Genomic DNA, 25,732 nt, shown 5'->3' on the forward strand with positions numbered 1-25,732 from the left:
ACTTGCACCGGTCTGCGTGAGTGCAAGAGAAAATCCTGCGGATTTTCTCTCCGCTCCGGCGCTCATATAAGTTGCTCGCAAAATCCGCCTGTGCACGCCAGTGTGCCCCGCTCCTTTTGCTCCCAACTTGCACTCACGCCTTGTTACACAACATTGTATCAAAAAATTAAGGGGTAAAAAATAGCAAAATATCAATTCACTTGTTAAAATTTTCGCTTTTTGTTCTCATTCCTTATATTAAAGGCTTTTTCCGTTGTCAATATCAAATTTTCAACTGCTTTTGGGGAGAAAAATTTTTATTTTTTGCTAAAAATACATAAAAAAATAATAGGATTTTCTCGCGCTCATGTCAAATTTATGGTATACTGATTACAATTCAGGCAAGCATAACCATCTATTTGCTTAATGTCGCCGTTTGTCGATATTCCAAGGAGTCTGAATAACTTGCCTAAGCTGTAATGTGTATTACTCAACTTTCCCATGTTCGACAGAACAGTCTTTTTTAGGCTCGTTGCATGGGCAGGAACGGAATGCGATTTGCGAAGAAAATCGCGAGAGTGGGTCCATGCACCCGCTCTCTGAGCGGGACAGAGCCAAAAAAGACTATGGTAGGTCGCCCACCCGGGCAGAAGTGCGAAGCACTTCGATCAGGGGAAAGTTGAGTATATTGAAAATATATTTGCTTTCATCAGCTGCAGATTTAACTTATTAGGGGGCATCATGCGTTTATCTGTTTCTTCTATTAAAAAATTAATGCATTCGCATCATTTTAAAACTGCTTTGGGAATGCTGCTTTTGATTTCGCATATTTTTTTGCTGCTTACCGCCGGGATTTGGCAGCGACAATACCAAGCTGCCGTCAGAGAAAAAGCCGGCTTTCACTTGCAGCAGCTTTTGAATTATGCGGAAGAAACCATGTCAACCGCCAAAGACAGTGCTTTGTTCGCCGGTACGCTGCCATCGGTGCAAAATGCTTTGCTCTCGCCCGCACCTTCCCTTGACCAGCTGATTGCGCTTGACCGCGACCTGTCACCCTTTGTCACGATGACGGCGTATGAGTCCTTTATCCTTTGGTTTCGCCAATCCGACCTGATTTATGACTCCAAAGGCAGTCTTTATCACTACTCTGATTTTTATAATCCGGGGCTGCCGGAGCGTTTCAGCCAGCGGCAAAGCGAAGAATATTGGGAATTGGGATACCCCTATCACCGTTACTATGAAGGCGACAGCCCTTATCAGGTTTTGACTTATCTGCATTCGCTGCCGCTTTATGGTTTGGAAAAATACGGCTTTATTGCCGTCAACATTCCCTTAACCGAATTGACCCGTTATTTTGAAGAGACCGCTGCCGGTTTATCCGAAAAAATCATGCTTTCTTTTGAAAATAAAGCGCTGTGGTCAAATGCCTTGCCGGCGGACAGCGATTCCTATGAGGAGCAGCCGGGCGTTGCCTTAACCTCGGCTTCTTATCTCACTTTGCAGGGTCAGGTTTATTTGCCGCGCCATTTTGTCTGGAAAAAGCTTTTTTCCCTTCTGCCGCTGCTGCTCCCCTGCTATCTATGCCTGCTCCTCATCAATTTGGCCGGAGCAGTTGCTTACAGCTTCTATCACTTAAACCGGTTTGACCTTTTTCTGGCCAAAATCGGCATGGACGGCACGCAAACTTTAAGCGGTGAAAGCGCTGGCGGTGCGGCTTCAATTTTTTCCGCCGTTTCACCACGAAAAGCAACTTCAGCTGCCGCTTATGATGAGTTTCAACTGCTGCAGCAGGCTGCCGAACATTTTCAAACGGAAATCAACAATATCCGGCAGTCGGCCGCAGCCAATAAACCGCTGCTGCAAGAACGGCTGCTGACCGATATTCTCTATCATCATGTCGAAGTAACTGCCATGCCCCCGGAATATGAGAAATATGACATTTCCTTTCCGCATCCTTATTTCTGCGTTATTTTAATCGCCGTTCAGGAAATTGAGTCGGTGGCCAACATTACGATTAAAGAGGAGCTAAAGCTGATTGTCAAGCAAAACGCAACGGAACTTTTTTCGGCTTTAGGTAAGGTTTACTCCCTTTATTCGGAAAAAGAAAATCTTCTCTTCCTATTAAATACATCGGAGGCGGCCGAACTGCGCGATAAAATTTATGCGATTGCCTTGGCTTTAAAAAAAGGAATGAAAGACTCACTCGGCTTTCATCTGCTTTTTTCGGTGGCCTTTTGCGATGCCGAAGCACCGGCCCCTTATTATGCCTGGACAAAAGCCCGTAAAAATCTGATTTTTGCTTCCGGCGCTGCCGACAGCTTTATTTTATTCAGCGATCAGGAACCTGCCGCTGCCGCTCTGATGCCAAGTGTCATCTTCCAGATTACTCAATCGGTCATTGATAAAAACAGTCCGCGGCTGGCGCAAATCGTTGAGCATTTTTATGAGCAAAATTTCCCGAACGGCACCCCGATCACTGCTGCCCGCAAAACGATCCTGCTGGCGGCCACGGCCATTTTTTCTTCACTCCTGGAAATGGATCTTTTTTTTCCGATTGAGGATATGAACCGAATGCTCCACCAGATTGAGCAAAGCGAGGAAGTCGGCCAAATCAAAGAACTGTTCCGCGCCTATCTGGGCGGATTGATTGATACGGAAAGTAAAGTTTCGCGCGATGCCCATGAATATATTGAAAAAACTCTGACCTATTTGCAGGCGCATTTTTCTGAACCGGTGACCATTCCGCAAATTGCCGAAAACACCGGAATCAGTCCAATTTACTTAAATAAAATCTTTAAACTGGCCACCGGCAAAACCTTATCGGAATACCTGAACTTTTACCGCACGGAAAAATCCAAGGAAATGCTGAAAAACACCGATATGACTGTTAATGATATCAGCAAAGCCCTCGGTTATAACGACGTCCGCAGTTATATCCGTTTTTTCAAAAAGTTTTACGATATCACGCCCAATCATTACCGCAAAACGCAGGCTTAAAAGCCGTGGTTTTTTCTTGTTTTATCCCGATTTTATATCTACAATTGGCCTTATTTTATGTTTCCGCTCTTTTTTTCGGCTGGACCGTGCCAACTATCTTTTCTGATTAACTAATCCTGTTGTAATATACTTAATATTTGAGAATGAGAATCATTCTTTTTTATTGTCTTTGTTTTTAGATAAATTGTCCTGTATTTTTTGTTATTTTTTTACCTTTTTAAAGATAATCACGACTATTTCCTGCCATTCCTTTACATTTTTTCGTTTTTTTGTTATAATTGTCAGGAGGTTATCAATATTCTTTGTTGAATATAGGAGGTTATCGATGGCTAACTGTGTTAATTGCGATCAATTTAAAGAACTCGATGAGTTTATTGACGCTTTGCCCAGCAAAAAAGGCGAATTGATTCGGGTTCTACACCACGCGCAAAAAACCTACGGCTACCTGCCGCAGGAGCTTCAAATTCACATTGCCCGAAAAATGGGCGTTCCCACATCCAAAGTATTTGGCGTCGTTAGTTTTTATTCTTTTTTTACCATGGAGCCAAAGGGCGAGTTTGATATCTCCATTTGTTTGGGGACGGCCTGCTATGTCCGCGGTGCCGACAAGGTTTTGGAAGAGTTTAAGCAGGAACTGGGGATTGACGTGGGCGGAACTACGCCCGACGGCAAGTTTTCCTTATCTGTTCTGCGCTGTGTCGGCGCCTGCGGATTAGCTCCGGTTGTACTGGTCAATGGTAAGGTTTACGGCCGGGTGGCTGCGGCCGAAGTCAAAGGAATTCTCGACGAATATCGAGAAGTTTAAAGTTCGGCAAGGTTAAAAAGGAGGGTATCATGCCAAAAATTAATTCAGTTAGCGATCTCAAGCAGCACAAAGAAGCAGCTCAGCAAAAAATCGCTGCCCGGCTGCTGGGCGAAAATATTGATCATTTAGTGCAAATTCAGGTGGGAATGGAAAACTCCGGGATTTTGGCCGGAGCCAAAGAAATTTATCACATCTTATGGGAACTGGCTTTAAATAAAAACATCGTCGTTTTTCAGACAGATCGAATTGAAACCTTTAAGGAACCTGCCATCAGGATTATTTCTCCGGACAGCAAGGAAGCGGTTATTTTTGAAGGAGTAAGCCCCGAAAAAGCAAAAGAAATCTTTTTTGAATATGTGGAAAAAGGCAATTCACTGGACGGCATGATCCGGACAGAATACGAATAAGGTTGGGAGGCAAAGACATGTCAAACTATAAGATGCAGATTTTGGTTTGCGGCGGAACGGGTTGTCTGTCATCCGAATCCGCTTTGATCGTCAAAAACTTAAAAGAGGAAGTGAAAAAGCACGGTTTGACCGAAGACGTCCGGGTGGTACTGGGCGGCTGCTTTGGCTTTTGCGAAAAAGGGCCGATTGTTAAGGTTTTGCCAGATAACACCTTTTATACGCAGGTCAAACCGGCAGATGCCGCTGAAATCATTGAAAGCCATATCCTCTGCGGCCATAAAGTGAATCGTTTATTGTTTATCGAACCCAAAACCGGTGAAGCCATTTCCGATTCCAAGCACATGAACTTTTACAAAAAACAGGAGCGGATTGCCTTGCGTAACTGCGGCTTTATTGATCCGCACGACATTGAAGAATATATTGCCCGCGATGGCTACGCCGCTCTGGCCAAAGCTTTAACTGAAATGACCCGGGATCAGGTCATTGCCGAAGTTAAGGACTCAGGATTACGCGGTCGCGGCGGCGGCGGTTTTTTAACCGGTCTGAAATGGGAGTTTGCTAAAAAATCCGTGTCCATTGAAAAATATGTGATTTGTAATGCTGACGAAGGCGATCCGGGTGCTTTTATGGATCGGTCAATCTTAGAAGGCGATCCCCATTCAATTGTGGAAGCCATGGCCATCTGCGGTTATGCTATCGGGGCGGCGGAAGGCCGGGTCTATATCCGGGCCGAATATCCGCTAGCCATCACCCGGCTGCAAGATGCCATTGATTCAGCCAGAGAATATGGGCTATTGGGCAACAACATTCTCGGTACCGACTTTAATTTTGATATTCACCTGTCCTTCGGCGCCGGCGCTTTTGTCTGCGGCGAGGAAACTGCGTTGATTCACTCGATGGAGGGCGAACGGGGTGAACCGACAACCAAGCCCCCCTTCCCGGCCGAATCCGGCTACTGGGGAAAACCGACCAATGTCAATAACGTTGAAACTTTGGCCAATATTCCTGTTATTTTGCTGCGCGGCAGCCAGTGGTTTAAAAGTATCGGCACGGAAAAATCCAGCGGCACCAAGGTCTTTGCCCTGGCCGGCAAAATCAATAATGTCGGCCTGATTGAAGTCCCGATGGGCACAACCTTGCGCGAAGTTATTTATGAAATCGGCGGCGGCATCAAGGGCGGCCACAGTTTTAAGGCGGTTCAGACCGGCGGCCCGTCCGGCGGCTGTCTGACCGAAAAAGATTTGGATACGCCGATTGATTTTGACAATCTGATTGCCAAAGGCTCAATGATGGGCTCCGGCGGTATGATTGTCATGGATGAAACTGACTGTATGCCGGCAGTTGCTAAGTTTTATCTGGAATTTACACAGGAAGAATCCTGCGGCAAATGTACTCCTTGCCGGATTGGCACAAGGCGGCTCTTAGAGCTTCTGGAGATGATTACCGACGGCAGAGCGGAAATGCGTCACTTAGATGAACTTCGGCGCCTGAGCCGGGTTATCTGCGACACGGCTTTATGCGGCTTGGGACAGACTGCGCCCAATCCGGTGCTGTCAACCTTAAACTCTTTTTGGGATGAATATGTTGCCCATGTCAAAGAGCACCGCTGCCCGGCCGGCCGCTGCCAAAAACTGATTCGCTATGTCATCAATATCAATTGTATCGGCTGTACCGCCTGCGCTCGGAAATGTCCGGTCGGCTGTATCAGCGGCGAGAGAAAGCAGAGGCATGTCATCGATCCGGAAAAATGTATCAAATGCGGTGCTTGTTATGCAGCTTGTAAGTTCCATGCGATTGACAAAAAGTAAAGGAGTACGCAAATGATTGATTTAAAAATTGACGGAAAACCCGTTTCCGTTCCCGAAAGCAGTACCATTTTGGAAGCTGCCAAAGCGTTGAATATCGTGATTCCAACTTTGTGTCATTTAGACCTGCATGACACCAAGATGATCAATAAAGCGGCCTCCTGCCGCGTCTGCGTGGTTGAAATCAAAGGTCGTCGTAATTTAGCGCCGGCCTGTGCTACTCCGGTATCGGAAGGCATGGAGATTATCACCAACAATATGCGGGTGATGGAAGCCCGGCGGATGGTTTTGGAACTCCTGATTTCCGACCATCCCAAGGATTGTCTGGCCTGCCGCAAGGCCGGCAACTGCGAGCTTCAGGACTTGGCTGAAAAATTAGCACTCCGAGGACACTCCATTTCCGGTACCTCAATGAGCACCTACCACGTCGATATCTCTCCGTCTCTGATTCGGGATATGGATAAATGCGTGATGTGCCGCCGCTGCGAAACCATGTGCAATGATGTCCAGACCGTCGGTGCTTTGTCCGGCATTAACCGCGGCTTTAACGCCGTCGTTTCCAGTGCTTTTGAACTGCCGATGGTCGATACCGTCTGCACCCACTGCGGCCAATGTGTGGCCGTCTGCCCGACCGGCGCTCTGACCGAAAATGACCATACTTATAAAGTATTTGAGGCTCTGGCTGACCCAACTAAAACCGTGATCGTGCAAACAGCTCCGGCTGTTCGGGTAGCACTGGGTGAGGCCTTCGGCGAAGCTCCCGGCAGTGTTATGACCGGAAAAATGGTCGCCGCCCTAAAGCATATGGGCTTTGATTATGTTTTTGATACAAACTTCTCGGCTGATTTGACCATTATGGAAGAGGGCGCTGAACTTTTAGACCGGCTGGATCGCTTCCTGAAAAGCGGCGATGAACGCTCTTTACCGATTCTGACCTCCTGCTGTCCGGCTTGGGTCAATTTCATTGAAAGCCAGTTCCCGGAACTGATTCATATTCCGTCTTCGGCCAAATCGCCGCAGCAAATGTTCGGCGCAATCGCCAAGAGCTACTTTGCCGAAAAGCTGGGCATTGACCGGGAAAACCTGATTGTCGTTTCCTTAATGCCTTGTCTTGCCAAAAAGCAGGAAGCACATGAAGAAGAGTTTTGCCCGGACGGCAATCCGGATGTTGATATCGTCATCACTACCCGGGAGTTTGCTCATATGATTCAGCAAATGAACATTAATGTCCATGATCTGGAAGATGCGGAATACGACGATCCGCTTGGTATTTCGACCGGTGCCGGCATGATTTTCGGCTCAACCGGCGGTGTCATTGAAGCTGCCGTCCGGACAGCTTACGAACTACAGACCAAGCATCCGCTGGAAAAAATCGAATTTGAGCAGCTGCGCGGCTTTGACGGCATCCGAATCGGCCATGTTGATGTGGACGGCTTCATGCTCAACATCGGCATCGCGCATGGACTGGGCAATGCCAGAGCTTTGCTGGAAGAAGTCCGCGACGGCAACCGCCGCAATCTTCATGCGATTGAAGTCATGGCTTGCCCGGGCGGCTGCATCGGCGGCGCCGGTCAGCCCTACCATCACGGCAATTCCGATATTTTAAAAGCCCGGCAAAAAGCCATCTATGAGATTGACAGAAACTCTAAACTGCGTAAATCGCACGAAAATCCGGCGGTTATTGAGTTATACCGTGCTTTTCTCGGTGAACCGCTGGGCGAGCGGGCGCACCAGCTGCTGCATACTCATTACAGTGTTAAGGAAAAGGTATAGTTCGGCTATGCGGCTAACAACAAGTTACAGCTGCGGCCGATAGTACATCAAAATAGTACATCAAAGCTGCTGAATAATTTCTGAAAATAAAAACTCCGGCCAAGGCGGCTGATCGCCCTTCCTAACCGGAGTTTTTCATGCAAGTTTCTGATAATTCCCAGAAAAATCATTGACTTTCGCCTGAAAAAATATTAGAATATCAGGAAGTGCAGAAAAGGAAACTGGACACTACTCAAAAAAGGAGAATCTGATGAAAATGATGAAAACGCTTTTAAAGCATGTAACTATAACGCTGGGGATTAGTCTTTTGCTGCTGCTGACATCGGCACCGGTTCATGCCAGCCAGCCTACCCAGATTTCGCTGCCGGAAGTACAAAGCGATGCCCGCTATTCCAGTGAAAGCGGCCACTTCAGCGAAGGTATGGCAGTAGTCAAAAAAGGCAGCCAATATGGCTATGTGGATAAGACCGGCAAACAAGTCATTGACTTTTTGTATGACGAAGCTTTTGACTTCCACGAGGGTATGGCTGTCGTCCGCAAAGGCGAAAAATGGATGTATATTAACCCATCCGGTCATGAATTATTCTCGCTTCAACGTGCTGAATATGAATATGTACTTAGCTTCAGCGAAGGTTTCGCAGCGGTCAGAAAAGGAACCAAATGGGGCTTCATCAATGATAAGGGCAAAGAAACCATTCCGTTTGCCTACTCGGATGTCAAAAGCTTCAGTAACGGAATTGCGGCGGTAAAGAACCCGGTTAAATGGGGCTTTATTGATAAAACCGGTCGAAATTTGATCGACGCACAGTATGATGATGCCAAAAGTTTTCAGGAGGGTCTGGCTGCTGTCAAGCGCGGCGATAAATGGGGATACATTGATACCGCCGGCCGGACAGTAATTAACTTCCTATACGATGAAGTCAAGGATTTCAGCGAGGGCGCGGCCGCTGTTCAAAAAGCCGGCAAATGGGGCTTTATTGATCGTAACGGTCAGGAATTTATCGGGCTGCAATACGAAGCCGCCAAAGATTTCAGCGACGGCTTGGCTCCGGTTAAAAAAGTCAGCAAATGGGGCTTTATTGATAAGGCCGGTCGGGAGTTTATCGCGTTTACCTATGATTGGGCTAAAAGCTTTGGTGAAGGTATGGCCTTGGTTGTTCAAAACAATATGGTCGGTTATGTCAACCGCAGCGGTCAGGAAGTCATTCGGGTTCAGTATGAGCAGGCCGGCGAGTTTCATGGCGATGTCGCTCTGGTCAGCAAGGACGGCAAGTGGAGTATTTTGAAAAAGCCTTTAGGCATTACCGCTCCGGCTTATGCTTCGGCCGTTTACAGTCATTTGGCAGTGACCTTAAACGGGGAACCGGTTAAGGGCTTAGAAGTGTATACAATTAACGGCAGTTCTTACTTTAAGCTGCGCGATATCGCTAAATTGGCAGCCGGTACGGGCAAAAAGTTTTCGGTTGACTGGAATGGCGGAAAGAAACTGATTTCCTTGGTTTCCGGCCGGGACTATATTGATAACGGTACGGAACTGACCGGCGGCGATGGTAAGAACAAGCAGGCGGTACTTTCCAATGCCGGGCTGGAAGTCAATGGCCATGATGTTTATTTAACGGCCTATACTATCGGCGGCAGCAACTACTTCAAACTGCGCGAACTGGGCGATGCCCTTGGTTTCAGCGTATCCTGGGACGAGACCACCAAAACCATCGTTTTGAAAATGAGATAAGTGTAAAGGCTGTTTTAGCGAATAAGAGTACTTGATTGTATTTTTCTTATGCTGTAAAGAAAAGGACAAAAGAAAGATTTCAAAAATCGTTCTTTTGTCCTTTTTCTATTGTTCTGTTTCCATAATCTAAAAATGATTGGTTGGCAGCGTTTCCGTGGATTTGGGTCGGTTGGGATTAGGCGGCGGCAGCAAATCCTTGGCTGCCGGATCATCGCCGCTGATGACCTCAGTGACCACATCCGAAGCCGGTTTGGCCGGAGTAGTCTTGGGCTTCGCCGGCTGCTTCGGCGGAGCAATCTCCTGCGGCTTGGTCAAAGGCGCCGGCTTCTCCGCTGCCGAGTCGCTCTCGGCCTGCGTATCCGGCTGCTCCTCGACATCTTCTTTCTTCCCTTCCGTTGCCGGCTCCTGCTCGGCTGCCGCTTTTTCTTCTTCCGATTTAGCCGCTGAGTTTGCCTCTGCCGGCTTCACCTCCGGCTCCTTTGTTCCTGGCTCCTGAGGCTGTATAACCGGATCCGGTGCCTTAACCGAGCCATCTGTCGGCTGTCTCTCCGTCAAAAAGACCATCCCCAAGCTTCTTGCCCGTTCCACAATCTCTCGCTCCGCTAAAATTTCCTTCTCCCGACCGCCAAACTTTAAAAACAACCCCGCCGCAATCAAAAAACCCAACCCAATCCCCAACACAACATACTTTATACTTTCCCGCTTCATCGCTTCTCCTTTTTTCCTGATAAATCCCACTCTCTGCTGCCAACCTGTAATAATCTATATCTCTCGCCGAAACATATCTTTTCTGCCCCAGACAAATAACCGTATCACTCGCCGAAACACACCTTTTTTCTCAGCAATATCTATATCACATGCCGGAGCATATAACTGCTGCACGCAGGTTTTGAACAAGTGCGGAAACGATAGGCAACCGGCTATCAATAAACCTATCCGGGCTATTGCCTTCATAGCAAAAATGAGCCTGATAAGGCTCATCTTCCGGTTATATTTTTCTTTGGTCACTGAAAGCCGGCCTAAGAGCAAAACAGACGAATAACCAACTCCACCTGCCCCTTGCCGATTTGCAGACGCTCGGCAATCTCTCCCGCCGGCAGCCCCTGACCGTAAAGCGCCTTAATCTCCTCATTATGATTAATCAGCTCTTCCTCCTGCCTCGGCTCTTCCTCAGCCGCCGAAACCCCTGCTGATAAATCATTGCCCTTAAAAGACCCGCCCCGACCAGCTTGCTCTGCCGGCGATTTGCTGCCTCCTGCTGCCGTCTTAACCGGCTGTCCATTCTCTGCCGCCGCTTTCCGGGTGCGTTCCGGGGAGGAACTCTTAAAATAATTCGAACTCTCGGAAAAAGCCTGCGCCTTTTCTGACGCCGCCGGCTGAACCGATCCCGCCGAAGTCCTCAGTAACGCCGCCTCTCCGGCCAGCTTTTTTTCCTTTTCCAGCAGCATTTCATACATCAGCATTGCTTCATTTTGCTTATCCGCCAGCTCTTTATTCAAAAACTCGCCGTAATCATGCATCTGCAATATCTTCTGCTTGATCTCCTCAGCATCAGCCGCCTGATCCTCCGCCTTCTCCCGCTCTGCTTTCTTATACTTATCGACGACAATCGCCAAAATACCGGCAAAGCTAATCAGCATGCCAATCAAGACCAAAAAAAGAATCACCTTATCATTGCCTGACATTGCTTTTCCCTCACCTCTTATATTTTAATATCCAACCGATGGCCGCCGGCAAAAGAAGCTTCCTCTTCCTTTTGCATCTTACCCGGATTCTTCTTCGACGGATGGTAAGTATAAGTATTCTTCCCTTTATCCTTGGCATCCGCGTCATTTTTCATCTGACTGTGCTCCGGCGTCTTGCGGACAATCTGCATATTCTTGTCCGTTTCCTTATTTTGCTGCCCGGTAATATGAAGCTGCTCAACTAGGGGTCTTTCCTTTTCCGCCTGATTAAGCATCGACAAATCCGCCATTCTGGGCGTCATAATCTGCATATCAATCGGCCTGATTGCCATTGCTCTCTCCTTTCTGAAAAAGTCCAGTCCCGCCGTCAAGCCAATATCCATCAGCCAAATAAAAACGGCAAATCCCTTTTCCCTAACTCAGCCGTCATTTTCCGGCTGCTTTCAAACCTGAAATCCCGCCGAAAAAACGGAAACATTCTCTCAGATGGAAATCATTTTCAGATCAGCGCCCTCTCGAATAAACTTAACCGAGCGAACATCATCACTAATCGTCCGATTGACATTACTGATCGTCAAACGCGTGCCCGAATACAAAATACCATTTATTCTGATCTCACCGGCAGTGCCGATGTTCATTTCTTCCTCTAACTTTTGGAAGTCCCTTTCCATTTTCTGACAGCGGGTACTTAAAACAATTTTATTTTTAATTGCCGTTGCATACATTTCCTGCTTGTCTTCATCCAGATTTCCTTCCAGTTCCCGTCTTTTATTCAGCAAAACAATTACCTTTTCAATCTGCTCCAATTCGTTCCTGACCTTCGGCAATGCTTTCTTCAGCTCTTCATATTCTTCGGAAATAACGGGATTTACTCCTACTTCAATCTCAGTCACGGTGCCCATATGCGAACCCAGGATATTGGTTTCTACATAGCTGCCGGATACAATCTTGCCGCCGGAAATCAAAGCCTTCTTGCCTTCTACGACTACACTGCCGCCGCAGCGAACCGTGCTGTGCAAAATAGCGCTGGAATGAATATTCCCTCTGACCTTAACCGTTGACTGCTCAATATACTTGGTCATCAAATTACCGCCCGCTTCCAGCACTGCCCGACCCTTACCGGAAATACCGCTGTGCAGGACAATATTGCCGCCGGCCTTTAAAATCGAGCCTTCGACCACGCCAAAAACCTCAATATCGCCATCGGCCGTGACCGTAAAATCATCCAGCACATTGCCGCTGACAATAACATTGCCGGCAAAGTTGATATTACCGGTCGAAGGACCGACATGGTTTGGTACCTGATAAACATCATTGACCATCACCGCGCCGTCCTGAAGCATAACCATTCCGTTTTTGGTGGCAAACAGTTCCGTTTTAGTCTCGTTAAAAACAGTATTCTTCCCGGCCTTAATCGTCACCGGCTTAACCTGCGGCGGCGGCAGCGGCACACCCAAAATATTAATCCCCGGCTCGCCCTGAACAGCCGGCTCCAATTTAGCCAAAAGCTGCCCTTGCTTAACATTGGAAATCAAAGATAAGTTCTTGTAATCAACATTACCGTCCTTATCCACGCTCGGTTTCATATCCTTAGTGGTTTGAAAGAAATATTCCACCTTGCCCGGAAACGGTTTGGTCGGCTCCAAACCTTCGGCGATGACATAATCGGTATATAAATGTTTGTTTTGTATAATTTCGCCCAACTTATCCTTTAAAATTCCGTTCCGAACTCCTAATTTTTGCAGTTCTCCCAAAATTTGTTCGGCGGTAACGGATTCATCTGCCGCTTCAAAACTAAGCACAGCCGTCATTTTGTCTTTCGCGATTCTAATTTCGTACGTTGATTTATTTTCCATCTTTACCCCAATCCTACATTTTTTAAATGTATGCCAATAGTTCTACATCGTCTCCCAAAAAACGCCTCATTTTGCGGAGAGATTTGGTATGCAGCTGCGATACCCTTGATTCGGATACCCCCAGCACCAAACTAATCTCTTTTAAGGTCAGCTCGTCATAATAATATAAAGAAATTACCTTTTTCTCCTTATCCGTTAAAGTCCCCAGCGCTTCAATCAACTGCAGCTTAGTTTCTTCCCGGCTCATCCGGTCAAAAGGCTGATCAAACTTTTTATATTCCAAGCTCTGCACGGCCAATTCGCCGTTTTGCTCAATATGCTCATCCAAAGAAGATAAATGCAGCGCCTTGGTTTGATTTTCCCAGCGGTAATATTCTTCCACCGAAATATTCAACTCCTGCGCCATGATCTCGTCGTAATTCTCGCTGGCTTCATCCACTTCCAGCTTTTGCATAGCGGCGTCCAGCAATCTTTTTTTCTTGCGTAATGATCGCGGAACCCAGTCCATCCGACGGATATTATCCAAAATCTCTCCACGAATCCGCAAAGAAGCATAGGTTTCAAACTTATTGCCTTTGGAGTAATCAAACTTATCAATGGCATCGATCAATCCAAAAACACCGTATCCCACCAAATCGTCAAAATCAACATTATTTCCCAAATACATATTCAGACGACCCGCAATATATTTTACCAGCTGCGAATATTCCACAATCAGCTTTTCCTTCAGCTTCTCATTCCGCGTCCGGCTGTATTCCTCCCATAAGGCATTTTGTTCCGCTAATTCCATATTGCTCTCACTTTCCGTCCTGCCGCTGAGCGATTAATTACTCCTGTTCCGATTCTTCTGCTTTGGCCGCTTCTTCTTCCTCTGCCTTTGCCTTTTCCGCTTTCCGCCGCTCTTCCTCTTCTTCCCGTTCTCTTTGCTCCCGAGCCTCGACCTCGGCAAACAGACGATTACTCATCATTTGTAAAAGACTCCCGATCACAAAAAATAAGGCAAACACAACCGCCATCGTAACGGCCAGACGAAACAGGCTGTAATGGTACACATAGCCATAGATTGCCACTAAAATTTCTGCAATTAAGACAATTATTAAATTAAAATTTTTAATTCTCATCTCAAATAACCTTTAATTCTTTGCCAATCGTTTTGACATGCAGGTCTCCGTTTTCACTCATAAACTCAATCGTTCTTCCGTAATTATTACCAGTGTCCTCCGCAATCAGCCGGATACCCAATGCTTTCAATTTTTCCTTGGCGGCAATTGCATTACGCTCACCGATTCGCATCAAATCATTTTTTTCGCCAAAAGAAAACATTTGCGCTCCGCCGGCGATCTTGGCCACCAGCCTGGCCTTAGAAGCCCTCAGACTGATCATTTGCTTCAGCAGCTCATCAATCGCCGTATCGCCAAACTTGGCCTTATTTTCATTATTCTTGATCTGAGTGCTGTCCGGCAGCATGAAATGAGCCATCCCGCTGATTTTACTCGAAGTATCGTATAATGTCACCCCGATACAACTCCCCAAGCCTAAGGTAGTTAAATTATCGGGATGCTTCACCGCTTTTAGGTCCGCCATTCCAACTTTAATCAATGCCATAGTTATATCCCCAAACTCTTAAATATCTTTTCATAGGATTTTGCTTCCGGTATCAAAATAAAATAGCCAAAAACCTCTTCTCCGATTCCGCCAAAGCCGGTCTGAATCAGCAAGGCATAATCGCCCACCTTTCCAAACTCAATGGCCGGCACGCTTAAAATCGCTCCCGCCATATCAACCGCCATATGCGGAACAGTCGGTATAATCTTCAGTCCCGTCAGCGAGGAAAGAGAATTTAAATACGCTCCGGTGATAATGTTGCCGATCTCCTGTAAAGCCGATAAGTCCATGTCTGTAAAAGCAGAAAAATCCTCCAAATCCCGTCCCATCAAAAGGTTAACCAAATGATGCGCGGATTCCTGCTCTTGGACAAACATCATCATCCCCTCTACATCCCCCTCAATCCCTAAGAGGATGCCGACTACCAGATTTTCTTCGCCGCCTAAAATTTGTGAAATTTTTTCAATTTGGATTAATTCGGCTTTGGGCACTCCCATATCCACTCTTTTGTTAATCATCTGTGACAGAGCGGTTGTTGCATTGCCGGCGCCGATATTTCCCAACTCACGCAATACATCCAGCCGTGAAGAATCCAAATTGCCATATGCTTCGCTCATAGTCGCCTCCTTACTCCGCAATGATCTGCTCAACATTAAACAAGGAGATCAGCCGGTCCTTCAATTTACCGACACCGTAAATATATTTTGACTTTTTATCAGTGCCTTCTTTCATCTGTTTATCAATCTGATTATCTTCCAACACCAGTACTTCCATGACCTCATCCACAAATAATCCAATCAGATTATCATCGACGCTGACAATAATAATTCTGGTTTGGCCGGTAATCTGATCCGGCTCTAAGCCCAGCTTAATCCGCAGGCTCATAATCGGAATAATCTCACCGCGCAAATTGATAACGCCCTTAATATATTCAGGTACATTCGGCACCCGGGTAATCGACGTCATCCGCACAATATTTTGAATATAATTAATGCTGATGCCAAACTGCTCTTTGTTGAAACGAATTACAATATATTGCTTTAACGCCTGATCAGCCGTTTCCACTTCTTTTTTATTGTCTCCCATGCTTTCCTCCTTTAAAACAGCGAGTTGACGTCCAGAATCAAAGCAACTTCGCCGTTGCCTAAGATCGTCGCGCCGGCAATATTCTTAACTTCCTTCAAATATTGACCCAAGTTCTTGATTACGACCTCCTGCTGGCCAATTAGATTGTCAACTGCCAGCGCCAGCAGTTTTTCGCCTCGATTGACGATAACAACCGTCAGCTTCTGCCGCGGATGCTCCTCCGTCCGGACAATGCCCAGCGCTTTTTCCAAATGATAAACCGGAATTACATTGTTGCGCAGATGAATTACTTCCTCATTATGCACATATTTAATCTCGGAAATATCAACATCCTCAATTGTCTGAATCGTACTGAGGGGAATTGCATATTTTTCATGGGCAATTTCGACCATCAGCCCCTGAATAATCGCCAATGTCAACGGCAGCCGAATAATAAACTTACTGCCCTTGGTCAGCTCCGTCTTCACCTCAATATCGCCGCCCAGACTTTCAATCTTGGTCTTAACCACGTCCAACCCGACGCCCCGACCGGAAACATCGGAAATCTTTTCCGCCGTAGAAAAGCTGGGACGGAACAGCAATCCGATCACATCATTGTCCTGCATCACCGCTGCTTCTTCCTCGGTAATGGCTCCTTTTTCGACCGCTTTGCGCCGCACCTTCTCCACATCAATGCCGTTGCCGTCGTCCGATACTTCAATCACTACATTATTGCCGTCCTGATAAGCGTCCAAATAAACATGACCGACTTCATCCTTACCCCGGGCCAACCGTACTTCCGTTGACTCCAGGCCATGATCGGCCGAGTTCCGGATAAGGTGAACCAAAGGATCCCCAATCTCATCAATTACCGTCCGGTCGATTTCCGTTTCCTCACCCGACATATCCAGTTCCATCTTCTTGTTTAAGTTTCTGGACAAATCACGAATCAAGCGGGGAAAGCGGTTAAATACTCTTTCGACCGGCACCATCCGCACCTTCATAACCGATTCATGCAGGTTCGTGGTAATCCGTTCCAAATATTCAATCTGCTCGTTCGCACTCTGGCCCATGCCTTTGCTGACCGTTTCCAAGCCATTCTTAGCGATAATCAACTCACTGACCAGATTCATCAAACTATCCAAGCGCTCTACATCAACCCGGACAGTCGTGTTGGTCTTGGGCTTGGCCGCATTTCCTTCCGCCTTAGCAGCCGGTGCAGCCGGCGCAGCCGCCGGTTTTCCCGCTGCCGGTTTTCCCGCTGCCGGTTTTTCCGCCGCCTTTTCTTCCTTGGCCGGTGCCGGCGCAGCTGCCGGAGCTGCCGCTTCTTCCTTGGCCGGTTCTGCCTGCGCCGAGGTTTCAATCAAATTAGCTTCTACCTCCGCTACTTCACTGATCCCGGAAATTTCCTTCACCAACGCTTCTTTATCGTGCTCGGTAACAATATAAACAAAAAACTCATGATCGAACTTTTCTTCCTCAATATCCTGAACCGACGGCTCGGTTTTGATGATTTCACCCATATCTTCCAGTGTTTTATAAACAATATAGGCTCTGGCTGCTTTCAGCATGCTCTTTTCATCGATCTTAACCCGAATGGCAAATGCCAGCATTCCGCTTTCATTCGCTTTCTGCACAATGTTTTGCTCATATTCGTTCAGGCTGGCAGCGGCTTTCGGCTTTTCTTCCGCCTTCGGTGCGGCAGCTGCCGGAGCCGCTGCTGCCGCCGGAGCCGCCTTACCGGCTGTTCCGCCGTTTTTCAGAATTTCATTCAGCTGCTCAATAATTCCCTCATACGCTTCTTCGCCTTCGGCACCGGTATTGGTAATCTCCTCCACATACTGCTCCAGTGCATCCAGGCATTGAAACAAAATGTCTAAGAGTTCCGGTGTAATATGAATATTGCCGGTTCGGATTTCCGACAACACATTCTCCATATTGTGGGTCAGACTGTTCATCCGCTTAAAACCCATTGTCCCGGCCATTCCCTTTAAAGTATGAGCCACCCGGAAAACGCTGTTGATCATGTCCACGTCATCCGGAGAGTTTTCCAGTACCAGCAAAGTTTCATTTAAACTTTGCAGATGCTCTTTCGATTCCTCGATAAAAATTTCTAAATATTGGGATGTATCCATACTAAAGTACCTCCAGCTTCGTTTTGATCGCCTGTGCAATATGATTTAACGGCACGACCTCATTTGCCAAATTTTTCTGAACCACTGCCCGGGGCATTCCGTATACCACGCAGGAAGCCTCATCCTGCGCAATAATATAAGTATTGTTTGCCTTTTTTAACTCTTCCATACCATCGCATCCATCGCTTCCCATGCCGGTCATAATCACACCAATTACCTTCTTCGGCGGGAGTTTGGCCAAAGAACTCATTAATACATCGACGGCCGGTTTATGCGGCCCCTTTTTCGGTCCGTCATCGAGTTCCACATAATATTTTCCCATCTTTTCCACTACTTTCAGGTGCCGGTCACCCGGAGCGATATAAGCCGTCGCTTCCTTGATCATTTCCCCGTCTTCGGCTTCCTTGACACTAATCACCGAAAGCTGATCGAGCCTGGCGGCCAAAGACTTGGTAAATCCGGGCGGCATATGCTGAACAATTACGATTCCGGCCGGAAAATCTGCCGGCAGCCTGGTAAGCACATCCGGCAGCGCTTTCGGTCCGCCGGTTGAAGTGCCGATTGCTACTATCTTGTTTGCCGCCTTTTGCACCCGGTTTTTGGTCACCGTTTTCAGCGGTATTTCAAACCGGGGAGCAGTCCTTACATCTATCTTTTTCCCATCGGCCTGCTGCTTACTCATTGCCGCCGCGTAAACTTTTTCCGTATACTCGGCAAAAACTTCCTCATTCTTTAACCCAAAAATACTGCTGGGCTTCGCCACAAAATCAAATGCGCCGTACTCCAGTGCCTGAATGGTCTCTTTGGCGCCTTCCTTGGTCAGGGAACTGACAACCACAATCGGAATACTCTTCTTACTCATCAGCTCTTTAATCATGGTTAAGCCATTCATAACCGGCATTTCCACATCAACGGAAACAACGTCCGGATTTAAGGCCAGTGCCATCTCCAGTCCTTCTTTTCCGTCCTTGGCGGTGCCGACAATCTCCAGCCGACCGTCTTCTTCTATTATAGAGGAAAGTACTTTCCTTGTAAATGCCGAATCATCAATTATAAGGATTTTCCTTTTGGCCATCTTCTGCTTACCTGCCTTCTTTTTTCAACCTTTTTCTCTGTTCGTCATAGATGTATTTAATGATAATATCTTGTTTCGGCATCGGAATATCAATAAAAGCCAGCCGGGTTTCAAACCGCCGCTCAACCGGATCAGCCGCTCCCGTATCAATCACCTCAGCTAAATTGGTCACGGTATAAACCTTCTTTTCAATCTCTAATTTTAACTCGCATGTTACCCGTGTTCCTTTGGACAACTCTTCATGAGTAATACATTTAATCCCGTTGCCGCTGATATTTTGTGTGGTTGCTTCCTGCCATTGATTGGTCAAGTTATTGTAATAGCGAAAATCAGCAATCGCATCCATTCGGAAAAAGCCTCTTCTCTGGTGTTTGGCAATCGCTGTCAGCACCTTAAACCTTAAGAAATGCAAATCACCTTCGACATAACGGCTTTCCAGCCGTACCTTACAACGAAACAGGCCGTAAATCGTAATAAAAAAGCATTCATACTCCCGACCGATTTCCAGCGCTACGACAATGCCTTTTTCCAGCGGCGCCTGCGCGTCAAAAGTAGATTCGTCCAAAATATATGTCATCACGCTGTAATAGGTATGTTTATTCCCATTGGCACGATGATCGATAATTTCCATTTTACTGCCTTCTTGCAGGGTTTTTTCTTCCATTTTAGCCTGTGGCCTCCTTATTTACGATGAAATATCTTACTGAAGATCGAACTCAGTCCCTTGGACTGGGGTTCCTGCCGGATATCAGCCTGCTCCCCGGCCAAAACTCTTTTGGCAATTTCCTCAATCGCCCTGGTAACCGCCGCCTTGGGGTAAATGATGGAAAACGGTTTTCTTTCAATCACCGCATCAACCAATGCCCGGTCATCCGGTAAGTGACCTAATTTCTCCAAAGAAATCTCCAAAAAGCGCATAGTCACCTTATTTAACTTTTCAAATACCTCATCGCCTTCCCGAGCACTTCGGCTTTTATTGACGATCAGCTTCATTTTAGGCCGCTGCGCGGTAAACTGCGGACTGCTGCAAATCGATTTAATCAGCGCGTAAGCGTCTGTAATTGCTGTCGGCTCCGGTGTCGTCACGATCAGGATTTCATTGGAAACGAAAGCAAACGCCAAAACCGCTTCATTAATACCGGCGCCGGTATCTATTATAATTATATCGGCATGTTGATCCAAAATTTCCAGTTGTTTGACTAAATATTCTATTTGTTCGGCCGTCAGGTTCATCAGTTGACCGATCCCCGACCCGCCGGATAAAAAGCGAATCCCCATCGGACCCTCTGTCAAAACGTCAAAAACCGACATTTTCTGGGTTATCAAATCCAAAATATTATACTTGGGCAAAATTCCGAAAATGACTTCCACATTGGCCAGACCAAAATCGGCATCAAAGATAACCACTCTTTTCCCCTGCTTTTGGAACTGGACCGCCAAATTGACACTGATATTACTTTTGCCGACTCCGCCCTTGCCGCTGGTGACGGTAATCACCCTGGCTTTTTCTTTCGGCGGCCGGGTGTTAAACTCTCCCGCCTGTGCCTGCCGGATAATATCTCTTAGCTTCGCTGCCTGATCCATTAAGAACTCACCCCTCCTAATATCTGATTGGCGGTTTCATACGGATCGAGCTCCGCAATATCCTCCGGCACATTCTGGCCGGTGGTGACATAGGCTAAGGGCCTGCCGGTTGCCTGTTTCAGATTCAAAATACTGCCGTAAGCCAGCGTTTCATCCAGTTTGGTAAAAATCAGCGAAAAATCCGTAAAATCGTATGCGGTCACCGTTTTTTTCAAATCGCTGTTTTTGGTCGACAGACTTAAGACCAAATAAACCTGTTTATCTTCGACCCTCTCCAGCAGCTCTTTCAACTCCTGCAAATGTTTCGTATCCTGATAGGAGCGCCCGGCCGTATCAATCAAAATCAGATCATAATCGGCAAATTCCTCAATGCAGCCGGCAATCTCCTCTTCCTTGTAGATAACCTTAATCGGAATATTCAAAATATTGGCATACGTCCTGAGCTGTTCGACTGCCGCAATCCGGTAAGTATCGGCGGTAATCAGCGCCACCTTGCATTTTTTCTCCAAAGTAAAGAGCGAAGCTAATTTAGCAATGGTCGTCGTCTTACCGACCCCGGTCGAGCCGATGAAAAACACGGGTCTGGGCCGTCCGTTTTCCAGCCGAATCGGCCGGATATCGGATAATTCTTTAACTAATCTGCGATAGACCTGATTTAAGCCTTCTTCCAAACTAAAGTCCCGACCGCTCTCTAAAAGCTCGGCCACCAGTTGATTCGCCAGCCGCTCGTCAACTTCATTTTCCGTCAACTGCTCATATATGACCTGACCAATCAGCACCTGCGGCTCAGCCGCTTCGGTTGCTTCCGTCAGTTCCGGTTTTTTAACTGCTCCGGCCTGCCCCAAAGCTTTCTCCGGCTCCGCTTTAACCGGTCGAACGGCCACCGGCAAACTCCCGGCTGTGTTCAGCGGTTTTTCCGCCTTTGCGCTTTCTTCCGTTTTTTCAGCTTTTTCGGCAGCATCCAGTTCTCTTTGCTTTTGCGATAACCCGCTTAAAAAGCTTTTAAACTCCGCCAGTTCCTTATCTTCCGGTAAAACCGGCCGCTGCTCTTTATTCTCATCCAGCGCAGCCGTCACTTCCACATAGGGTCGGCGAAACCAGCGCCAAAATCCCTTGGGCTTGACTGATTTAATCGACAAGATCAGGGCATCACTCCCCATCTCATCCTTAGCCAGAAGCATTGCCTGCCGCTCCGTTGCCGCCCGGTATTTCATTATCTTCATGATAAGCTCACCATCCCTACCGACTGTAATTCTGTAGACGCATCAATTTCATTGTAGGAAATCACCACTACCTCCGGGAGCTGCTCCTGGATGATCCTCTTATAATAAATCCGCAGGATCGGCGAAGTGATGATAATCGGCATCCGGCCGATATCGGTTAACTTCCGCACCGCTTTATCCGTTACCGCCACAATCTCGGAAATTACCTCCGGGTCAAGGGTCAGATACGTTCCTTGCTCGGAATGCTTAACCGACTCCATAATCATGCTTTCCACCGCCGGATCAAGCGTCAGCACCTGCTGATTCTGCTCTTCCAAAAACTTATTGCTGATGCTCCGCTTTTGCGATTGTCTGGCATATTCCGTCAGGACATCCACATCCTTGGTCACCAGCGCCTGATCGGCCAAAGTTTCAAATATAGTCACCAAATCCCGGATGGAAACACCTTCGGCCAGCAAATTGGTCAATACCTTTTGAATTTCGCCGACGGTCAGGAGTTTGGGGACGAGTTCATCAATTAGTGTCTGATTATCCTCAGCCACTTTATTGATAAGGTTCTTGACTTCCTGACGGGTAATCAGCTCATCTAAGTGGCTCTTGATTACTTCCGTCAAATGAGTGGCAATAATAGATGGCGGGTCAACCACCGTGTAGCCGACCGCTTCCGCCCGCTCCCGCTGGTTTTCAGTGATCCACAGCGCCGGCAGATGAAAGGCCGGCTCGACTGTTTCAATCCCGTCAATCTGTTCCTCGACATACCCCGGATCCATGGCCAGATAATGATCAAACAAAATCTCGCCCTCAGCAATGACATTGCCTTTAATCTTAATCACATATTGATTGGGGCTAAGCTGAATATTATCACGCAGCCGGATAATCGGCACAATTGCCCCCAACTCCAGCGCAATCTGCCGCCGAATCATAACGACCCGGTCAAGCAAATCACCGCCCTGCGAAGAATCGGCCAGCGGAATGATACCATAGCCGAACTCCAATTCAATCGGATCAACCTGCAAAAGATTGATAACATTTTCGGGCTTGCGAATTTCTTCGGCCGCTTCTTCTTCCATGCTAATCTCATCCTGCGTTTCAAAGACCTTCAGGTTATCAGCCATTTTCTTACCGGCAAAGACCGTCAGAACACCGATTCCGCTGACGATAACCGCACTCAGCGGTGTAACAATACCCAGAAAGACCAGCACACCGCCGGCCATATACATGACCTTAGGCAGAGTAAAGAGCTGCCTGCCGACCGTATCACTGATCTCGGTTTCTTTGGATACTTTGGTGACCAAAATACCGGTCGCCAGCGAAATCAACAACGCCGGAATCTGGCTGACCAGACCGTCACCAATCGTCACAATCGTATACTGCTGCATTGCTTCCTGCGTTGTCATCCCCAGCTGGACAACACCAATAACAATACCGCCTAAAATGTTAACAAAGGTAATAATCAAACCGGCAATGGCATCCCCCTTGACAAACTTGGCAGCACCATCCATTGAACCGAAGAAGCTGGCTTCATCCTGAATTTTCTCCCGACGTTTACGGGCCTGCGTTTCATCAATCATGCCGGAGTTTAAGTCAGCGTCAATCGCCATCTGCTTACCGGGCATGGCATCCAAAGTAAAACGGGCGGATACTTCCGCTACCCGCTCCGAACCCTTGGTAATAACCAAAAAGTTAATTAATACCAAAATAAAAAAGACAATAATACCCACCACCAGATTATTACCGCCGACAAACCGGCCGAATGTCAAGATGACATTACCGGCCGCTTCCGGCCCACTAGTTAAAATCGCTCTGGTTGAGGACACGTTCAGGGACAGCCGAAACATGGTAGTAAACAGCAAAATAGTCGGAAAAGCCGACATATCAAGTGCTTCCCTGGCAAAAAGCGAATTAAACAAAATGATTAAAGACAGCAGCAAATTGACCGTAATCAAAATACTGATCGCTACCCCGCTGAGCGGCAGGATCATCAGGATTACCGTCATCACAATAAAAAGACCTAAAATCAAATCTCCGGCTTTCATTTAAATAGCTACTCCCTCATTCTTCAGCGAATATACAAAGGCTAATATTTCCGCCACTGCCTGATACAATTCCGGCGGAATCTCGTCGCCAATCTCCACCGTATAAAACAGGGTCCGGGCTAACGATTTGTTTTCCAAAATTTTGATACCGTATTCCTTGCCCTTTTCCCGGATATTTTTAGCCACCAGATCGGCCCCCTTGGCAATCACAATCGGTGCGGCATCCGCCGTATCATCATATTTTAAAGCAACCGCAAAATGCGTCGGATTGGTGATGATGACATCCGCCTTCGGCAAATCCTGCATCATCCGGCGCATAGCCGCTTCCCGCATTTTTTGCCGAATTTTACCTTTAATCTCAGGATTTCCCTCGGACTGCTTATATTCGTCCTTGACCTCCTGCTTGGTCATTTTAATATCTTTCTCAAATTTAAAGCGGGTATAGGCATAGTCGACAGCTGCCACGATGATGAAGAACCAACCAATCCGAATGCACAGATCCAATATGATGTTAAAAACGACCCGATAGGCAAGCAGCGGCTCCATTTGATAAAGATTGACCGCCAGATTATCATAATCCTTGATTGTATTATACACAAGAATTGAAATTAATGCAATCTTAAAGATTGCTTTGAGCAGTTCAATCACCGTCCGCATCGAAAAAATCCGTTTCAGACCCTTAAGCGGGTCAATATTACTTAATTTGGGCTGCAAAGGCTTAGTACTTACCACCCAGCCGACCTGAACGATATTAGACACCAGCCCGACCGCCACCGCCGTCAACAAAAAAGGCCAACTCATCAGCAGCATATCCTTGGCAATTTCCCACATCAGGGCATTGGCCACCTGGCCGCTGATCTCTTTCAAATAAAACAAACGAACACATTTGGCAAAAACCTCTAAAAACCTGGCTTTGGCCTCCGGGGCAAACAGTCGAATCATTAAAAACATTAAAATTAAAAGAAAAGCTGTGGTAACTTCATTGCTTCTGGCCACCTGCCCGTCTTTTCTGACTTTTTCCCTTTTTTTCGAAGTCGGCTGCTCGGTTTTTTCTTCCGAAGCAAACAGCTGTAAATCAAGCCGCAAAAAATATTTTATTTCCTTTTCCGGCATCACTGTCCGCTCATCCCCCTAATAAAGTCATACATGGTTTCGGTCCCCCGGTCAATCACCATTGCGCTTAAGCCTTCAAATACAAAAAAAGTGACATACAGCGTCGCTAAGCCGAGCAGCAGCTTAATCGGAAAGCCCACCACAAACATATTCAACTGCGGTGCCGTTCGGGCCAAAATCCCCAAAACCGCATTGCTGATCATCATCACAAAAAATACCAGCAGCGCAATCTGTAAGGCCATCAGAAAGTAATCCCTGAGAAAGTAAAACATCGAGTCATACAAATCATAACTCAGATTCGCTCCGCCTAAAGGAATCAGCCGAAAGCTGCGCTTTAAGCCTTCTAAAAAGTAATAATATGTCCGGGTCATTAAAATGATGAAAATCATAATAAAATAATATAAGTTTCCAGTCACCGTAAACTGCATCTGGCTGGACGGGTCAATCATGCTGACCATCGACAGACCGATCTGAGCATCAATAAACTGTCCGGCCATAGTCAGCACCGAATACACTAAATATACGGCAAAGCCCATCAGCCAGCCGGTAAAAAACTCTCTGGCTGCCGCCAAAGCATAAGCAACCGGAAGATCGGCGCTGACCGGACTTTGCAGCGGCATGATTTGAATCATAATTACCGTCAGAGCAAAAGCCAGCAAAGCCTTCAGCCGCCTGGGTGTATTTTGGCTGCCGAAGAAAGGAAGCATGATAAACATGCTCACAATTCTGGTAAAAATAAGCAGAAAAGTTTCAATATAACCGTGCGCCAGCAATGACGTCATTTTCCTTTTCCTCCCGTGCTGCTTTTGATTTCACCTTTGCACAGTGCATAACCCGCAGCCAGCCTGAAAAGGCTG

Annotated in this window: 24 protein-coding genes; 6 read left to right on the forward strand and 18 right to left on the reverse strand. The window is 47.0% G+C overall.

What is annotated here, in order from left to right; genetic code table 11:
- Nucleotides 1-720 precede the first annotated feature (720 nt).
- From C3V36_13265 to C3V36_13290, 6 genes are all read left to right on the forward strand, one after another.
- Complete coding sequence (locus C3V36_13265; protein ID AVM70129.1) at nt 721-2,976, forward strand: hypothetical protein; 2,256 nt, start codon at nt 721-723, stop codon at nt 2,974-2,976.
- 325 nt (nt 2,977-3,301) lie between these two features.
- On the forward strand, nt 3,302-3,781 hold the full coding sequence (locus C3V36_13270; protein ID AVM70130.1) for an NAD(P)H-dependent oxidoreductase subunit E: 480 nt from the start codon (nt 3,302-3,304) through the stop codon (nt 3,779-3,781).
- Between the two features lie 29 nt (nt 3,782-3,810).
- Entirely contained in the window at nt 3,811-4,188 is a 378-nt protein-coding gene (locus C3V36_13275; GenBank protein AVM70131.1) for a hypothetical protein, read from the forward strand.
- Between the two features lie 17 nt (nt 4,189-4,205).
- The gene (locus C3V36_13280; protein ID AVM70132.1) at nt 4,206-5,996 is read left to right on the forward strand and encodes an NADH-quinone oxidoreductase subunit NuoF; all 1,791 of its coding nucleotides are present in this window, start codon (nt 4,206-4,208) and stop codon (nt 5,994-5,996) included.
- 12 nt (nt 5,997-6,008) lie between these two features.
- Nucleotides 6,009-7,766, forward strand: coding sequence for an NADH:ubiquinone oxidoreductase (locus tag C3V36_13285; GenBank protein ID AVM70133.1), 1,758 nt, complete (start codon nt 6,009-6,011; stop codon nt 7,764-7,766).
- A gap of 250 nt (nt 7,767-8,016) precedes the next feature.
- Nucleotides 8,017-9,498: a hypothetical protein gene (locus tag C3V36_13290; protein AVM70134.1), complete on the forward strand. Its 1,482-nt coding sequence runs from the start codon at nt 8,017-8,019 to the stop codon at nt 9,496-9,498.
- Nucleotides 9,499-9,624: 126 nt separating this feature from the next.
- Here the strand turns inward: C3V36_13290 and C3V36_13295 are convergent, their stop codons facing one another.
- From C3V36_13295 to fliR, 18 genes are all read right to left on the reverse strand, one after another.
- Complete coding sequence (locus tag C3V36_13295) at nt 9,625-10,206, reverse strand: hypothetical protein (protein ID AVM70135.1); 582 nt, start codon at nt 10,204-10,206, stop codon at nt 9,625-9,627.
- 54 nt (nt 10,207-10,260) lie between these two features.
- Complete coding sequence (locus C3V36_13300; protein ID AVM70136.1) at nt 10,261-10,479, reverse strand: hypothetical protein; 219 nt, start codon at nt 10,477-10,479, stop codon at nt 10,261-10,263.
- A gap of 38 nt (nt 10,480-10,517) precedes the next feature.
- Complete coding sequence (locus tag C3V36_13305; GenBank protein AVM70137.1) at nt 10,518-11,183, reverse strand: hypothetical protein; 666 nt, start codon at nt 11,181-11,183, stop codon at nt 10,518-10,520.
- Between the two features lie 17 nt (nt 11,184-11,200).
- On the reverse strand, nt 11,201-11,566 hold the full coding sequence (locus C3V36_13310; GenBank protein AVM70138.1) for a hypothetical protein: 366 nt from the start codon (nt 11,564-11,566) through the stop codon (nt 11,201-11,203).
- A 99-nt stretch (nt 11,567-11,665) separates the two neighbouring features.
- On the reverse strand, nt 11,666-13,039 hold the full coding sequence (locus C3V36_13315; protein ID AVM70139.1) for a hypothetical protein: 1,374 nt from the start codon (nt 13,037-13,039) through the stop codon (nt 11,666-11,668).
- Between the two features lie 22 nt (nt 13,040-13,061).
- Complete coding sequence (locus tag C3V36_13320; GenBank protein ID AVM70140.1) at nt 13,062-13,829, reverse strand: FliA/WhiG family RNA polymerase sigma factor; 768 nt, start codon at nt 13,827-13,829, stop codon at nt 13,062-13,064.
- Nucleotides 13,830-13,866: 37 nt separating this feature from the next.
- Nucleotides 13,867-14,160 (reverse strand): hypothetical protein, encoded by a 294-nt coding sequence (locus C3V36_13325; GenBank protein AVM70141.1) that lies wholly within the window; start codon nt 14,158-14,160, stop codon nt 13,867-13,869.
- A gap of 1 nt (nt 14,161) precedes the next feature.
- Entirely contained in the window at nt 14,162-14,644 is a 483-nt protein-coding gene (locus tag C3V36_13330; GenBank protein ID AVM70142.1) for a chemotaxis protein CheD, read from the reverse strand.
- A gap of 2 nt (nt 14,645-14,646) precedes the next feature.
- Entirely contained in the window at nt 14,647-15,261 is a 615-nt protein-coding gene (locus C3V36_13335; protein AVM70143.1) for a CheY-P-specific phosphatase CheC, read from the reverse strand.
- 10 nt (nt 15,262-15,271) lie between these two features.
- Complete coding sequence (locus C3V36_13340; GenBank protein ID AVM70144.1) at nt 15,272-15,730, reverse strand: chemotaxis protein CheW; 459 nt, start codon at nt 15,728-15,730, stop codon at nt 15,272-15,274.
- Between the two features lie 11 nt (nt 15,731-15,741).
- Entirely contained in the window at nt 15,742-17,844 is a 2,103-nt protein-coding gene (locus tag C3V36_13345) for a chemotaxis protein CheA (GenBank protein AVM70145.1), read from the reverse strand.
- Nucleotide 17,845: 1 nt separating this feature from the next.
- Nucleotides 17,846-18,919 carry a chemotaxis response regulator protein-glutamate methylesterase gene (locus C3V36_13350; GenBank protein ID AVM70146.1) on the reverse strand — a complete coding sequence of 358 codons (1,074 nt, stop codon included), beginning with the start codon at nt 18,917-18,919 and terminating at the stop codon, nt 17,846-17,848.
- Nucleotides 18,920-18,926: 7 nt separating this feature from the next.
- Nucleotides 18,927-19,583: a hypothetical protein gene (locus C3V36_13355; GenBank protein ID AVM70147.1), complete on the reverse strand. Its 657-nt coding sequence runs from the start codon at nt 19,581-19,583 to the stop codon at nt 18,927-18,929.
- Nucleotides 19,584-19,600: 17 nt separating this feature from the next.
- Nucleotides 19,601-20,503, reverse strand: a complete 903-nt coding sequence (locus C3V36_13360) for a MinD/ParA family protein (protein AVM70148.1) — start codon at nt 20,501-20,503, stop codon at nt 19,601-19,603.
- Entirely contained in the window at nt 20,503-21,726 is a 1,224-nt protein-coding gene (flhF, locus tag C3V36_13365) for a flagellar biosynthesis protein FlhF (GenBank protein AVM70149.1), read from the reverse strand. The genes C3V36_13360 and flhF overlap by 1 nt, the downstream gene beginning before the upstream one ends.
- Complete coding sequence (flhA, locus tag C3V36_13370) at nt 21,723-23,762, reverse strand: flagellar biosynthesis protein FlhA (protein AVM70150.1); 2,040 nt, start codon at nt 23,760-23,762, stop codon at nt 21,723-21,725. Before flhA ends, flhF begins: the two co-directional genes overlap by 4 nt.
- On the reverse strand, nt 23,763-24,878 hold the full coding sequence (gene flhB, locus C3V36_13375; protein AVM70151.1) for a flagellar biosynthesis protein FlhB: 1,116 nt from the start codon (nt 24,876-24,878) through the stop codon (nt 23,763-23,765).
- Complete coding sequence (gene fliR / locus C3V36_13380) at nt 24,875-25,657, reverse strand: flagellar biosynthetic protein FliR (GenBank protein AVM70152.1); 783 nt, start codon at nt 25,655-25,657, stop codon at nt 24,875-24,877. The genes flhB and fliR overlap by 4 nt, the downstream gene beginning before the upstream one ends.
- Between the last annotated feature and the right edge of the window lie 75 nt (nt 25,658-25,732).

It is taken from the genome of Lachnospiraceae bacterium oral taxon 500 (assembly GCA_002999035.1).
Taxonomy (GTDB): Bacteria; Bacillota; Clostridia; order Lachnospirales; family Vallitaleaceae; genus W11650.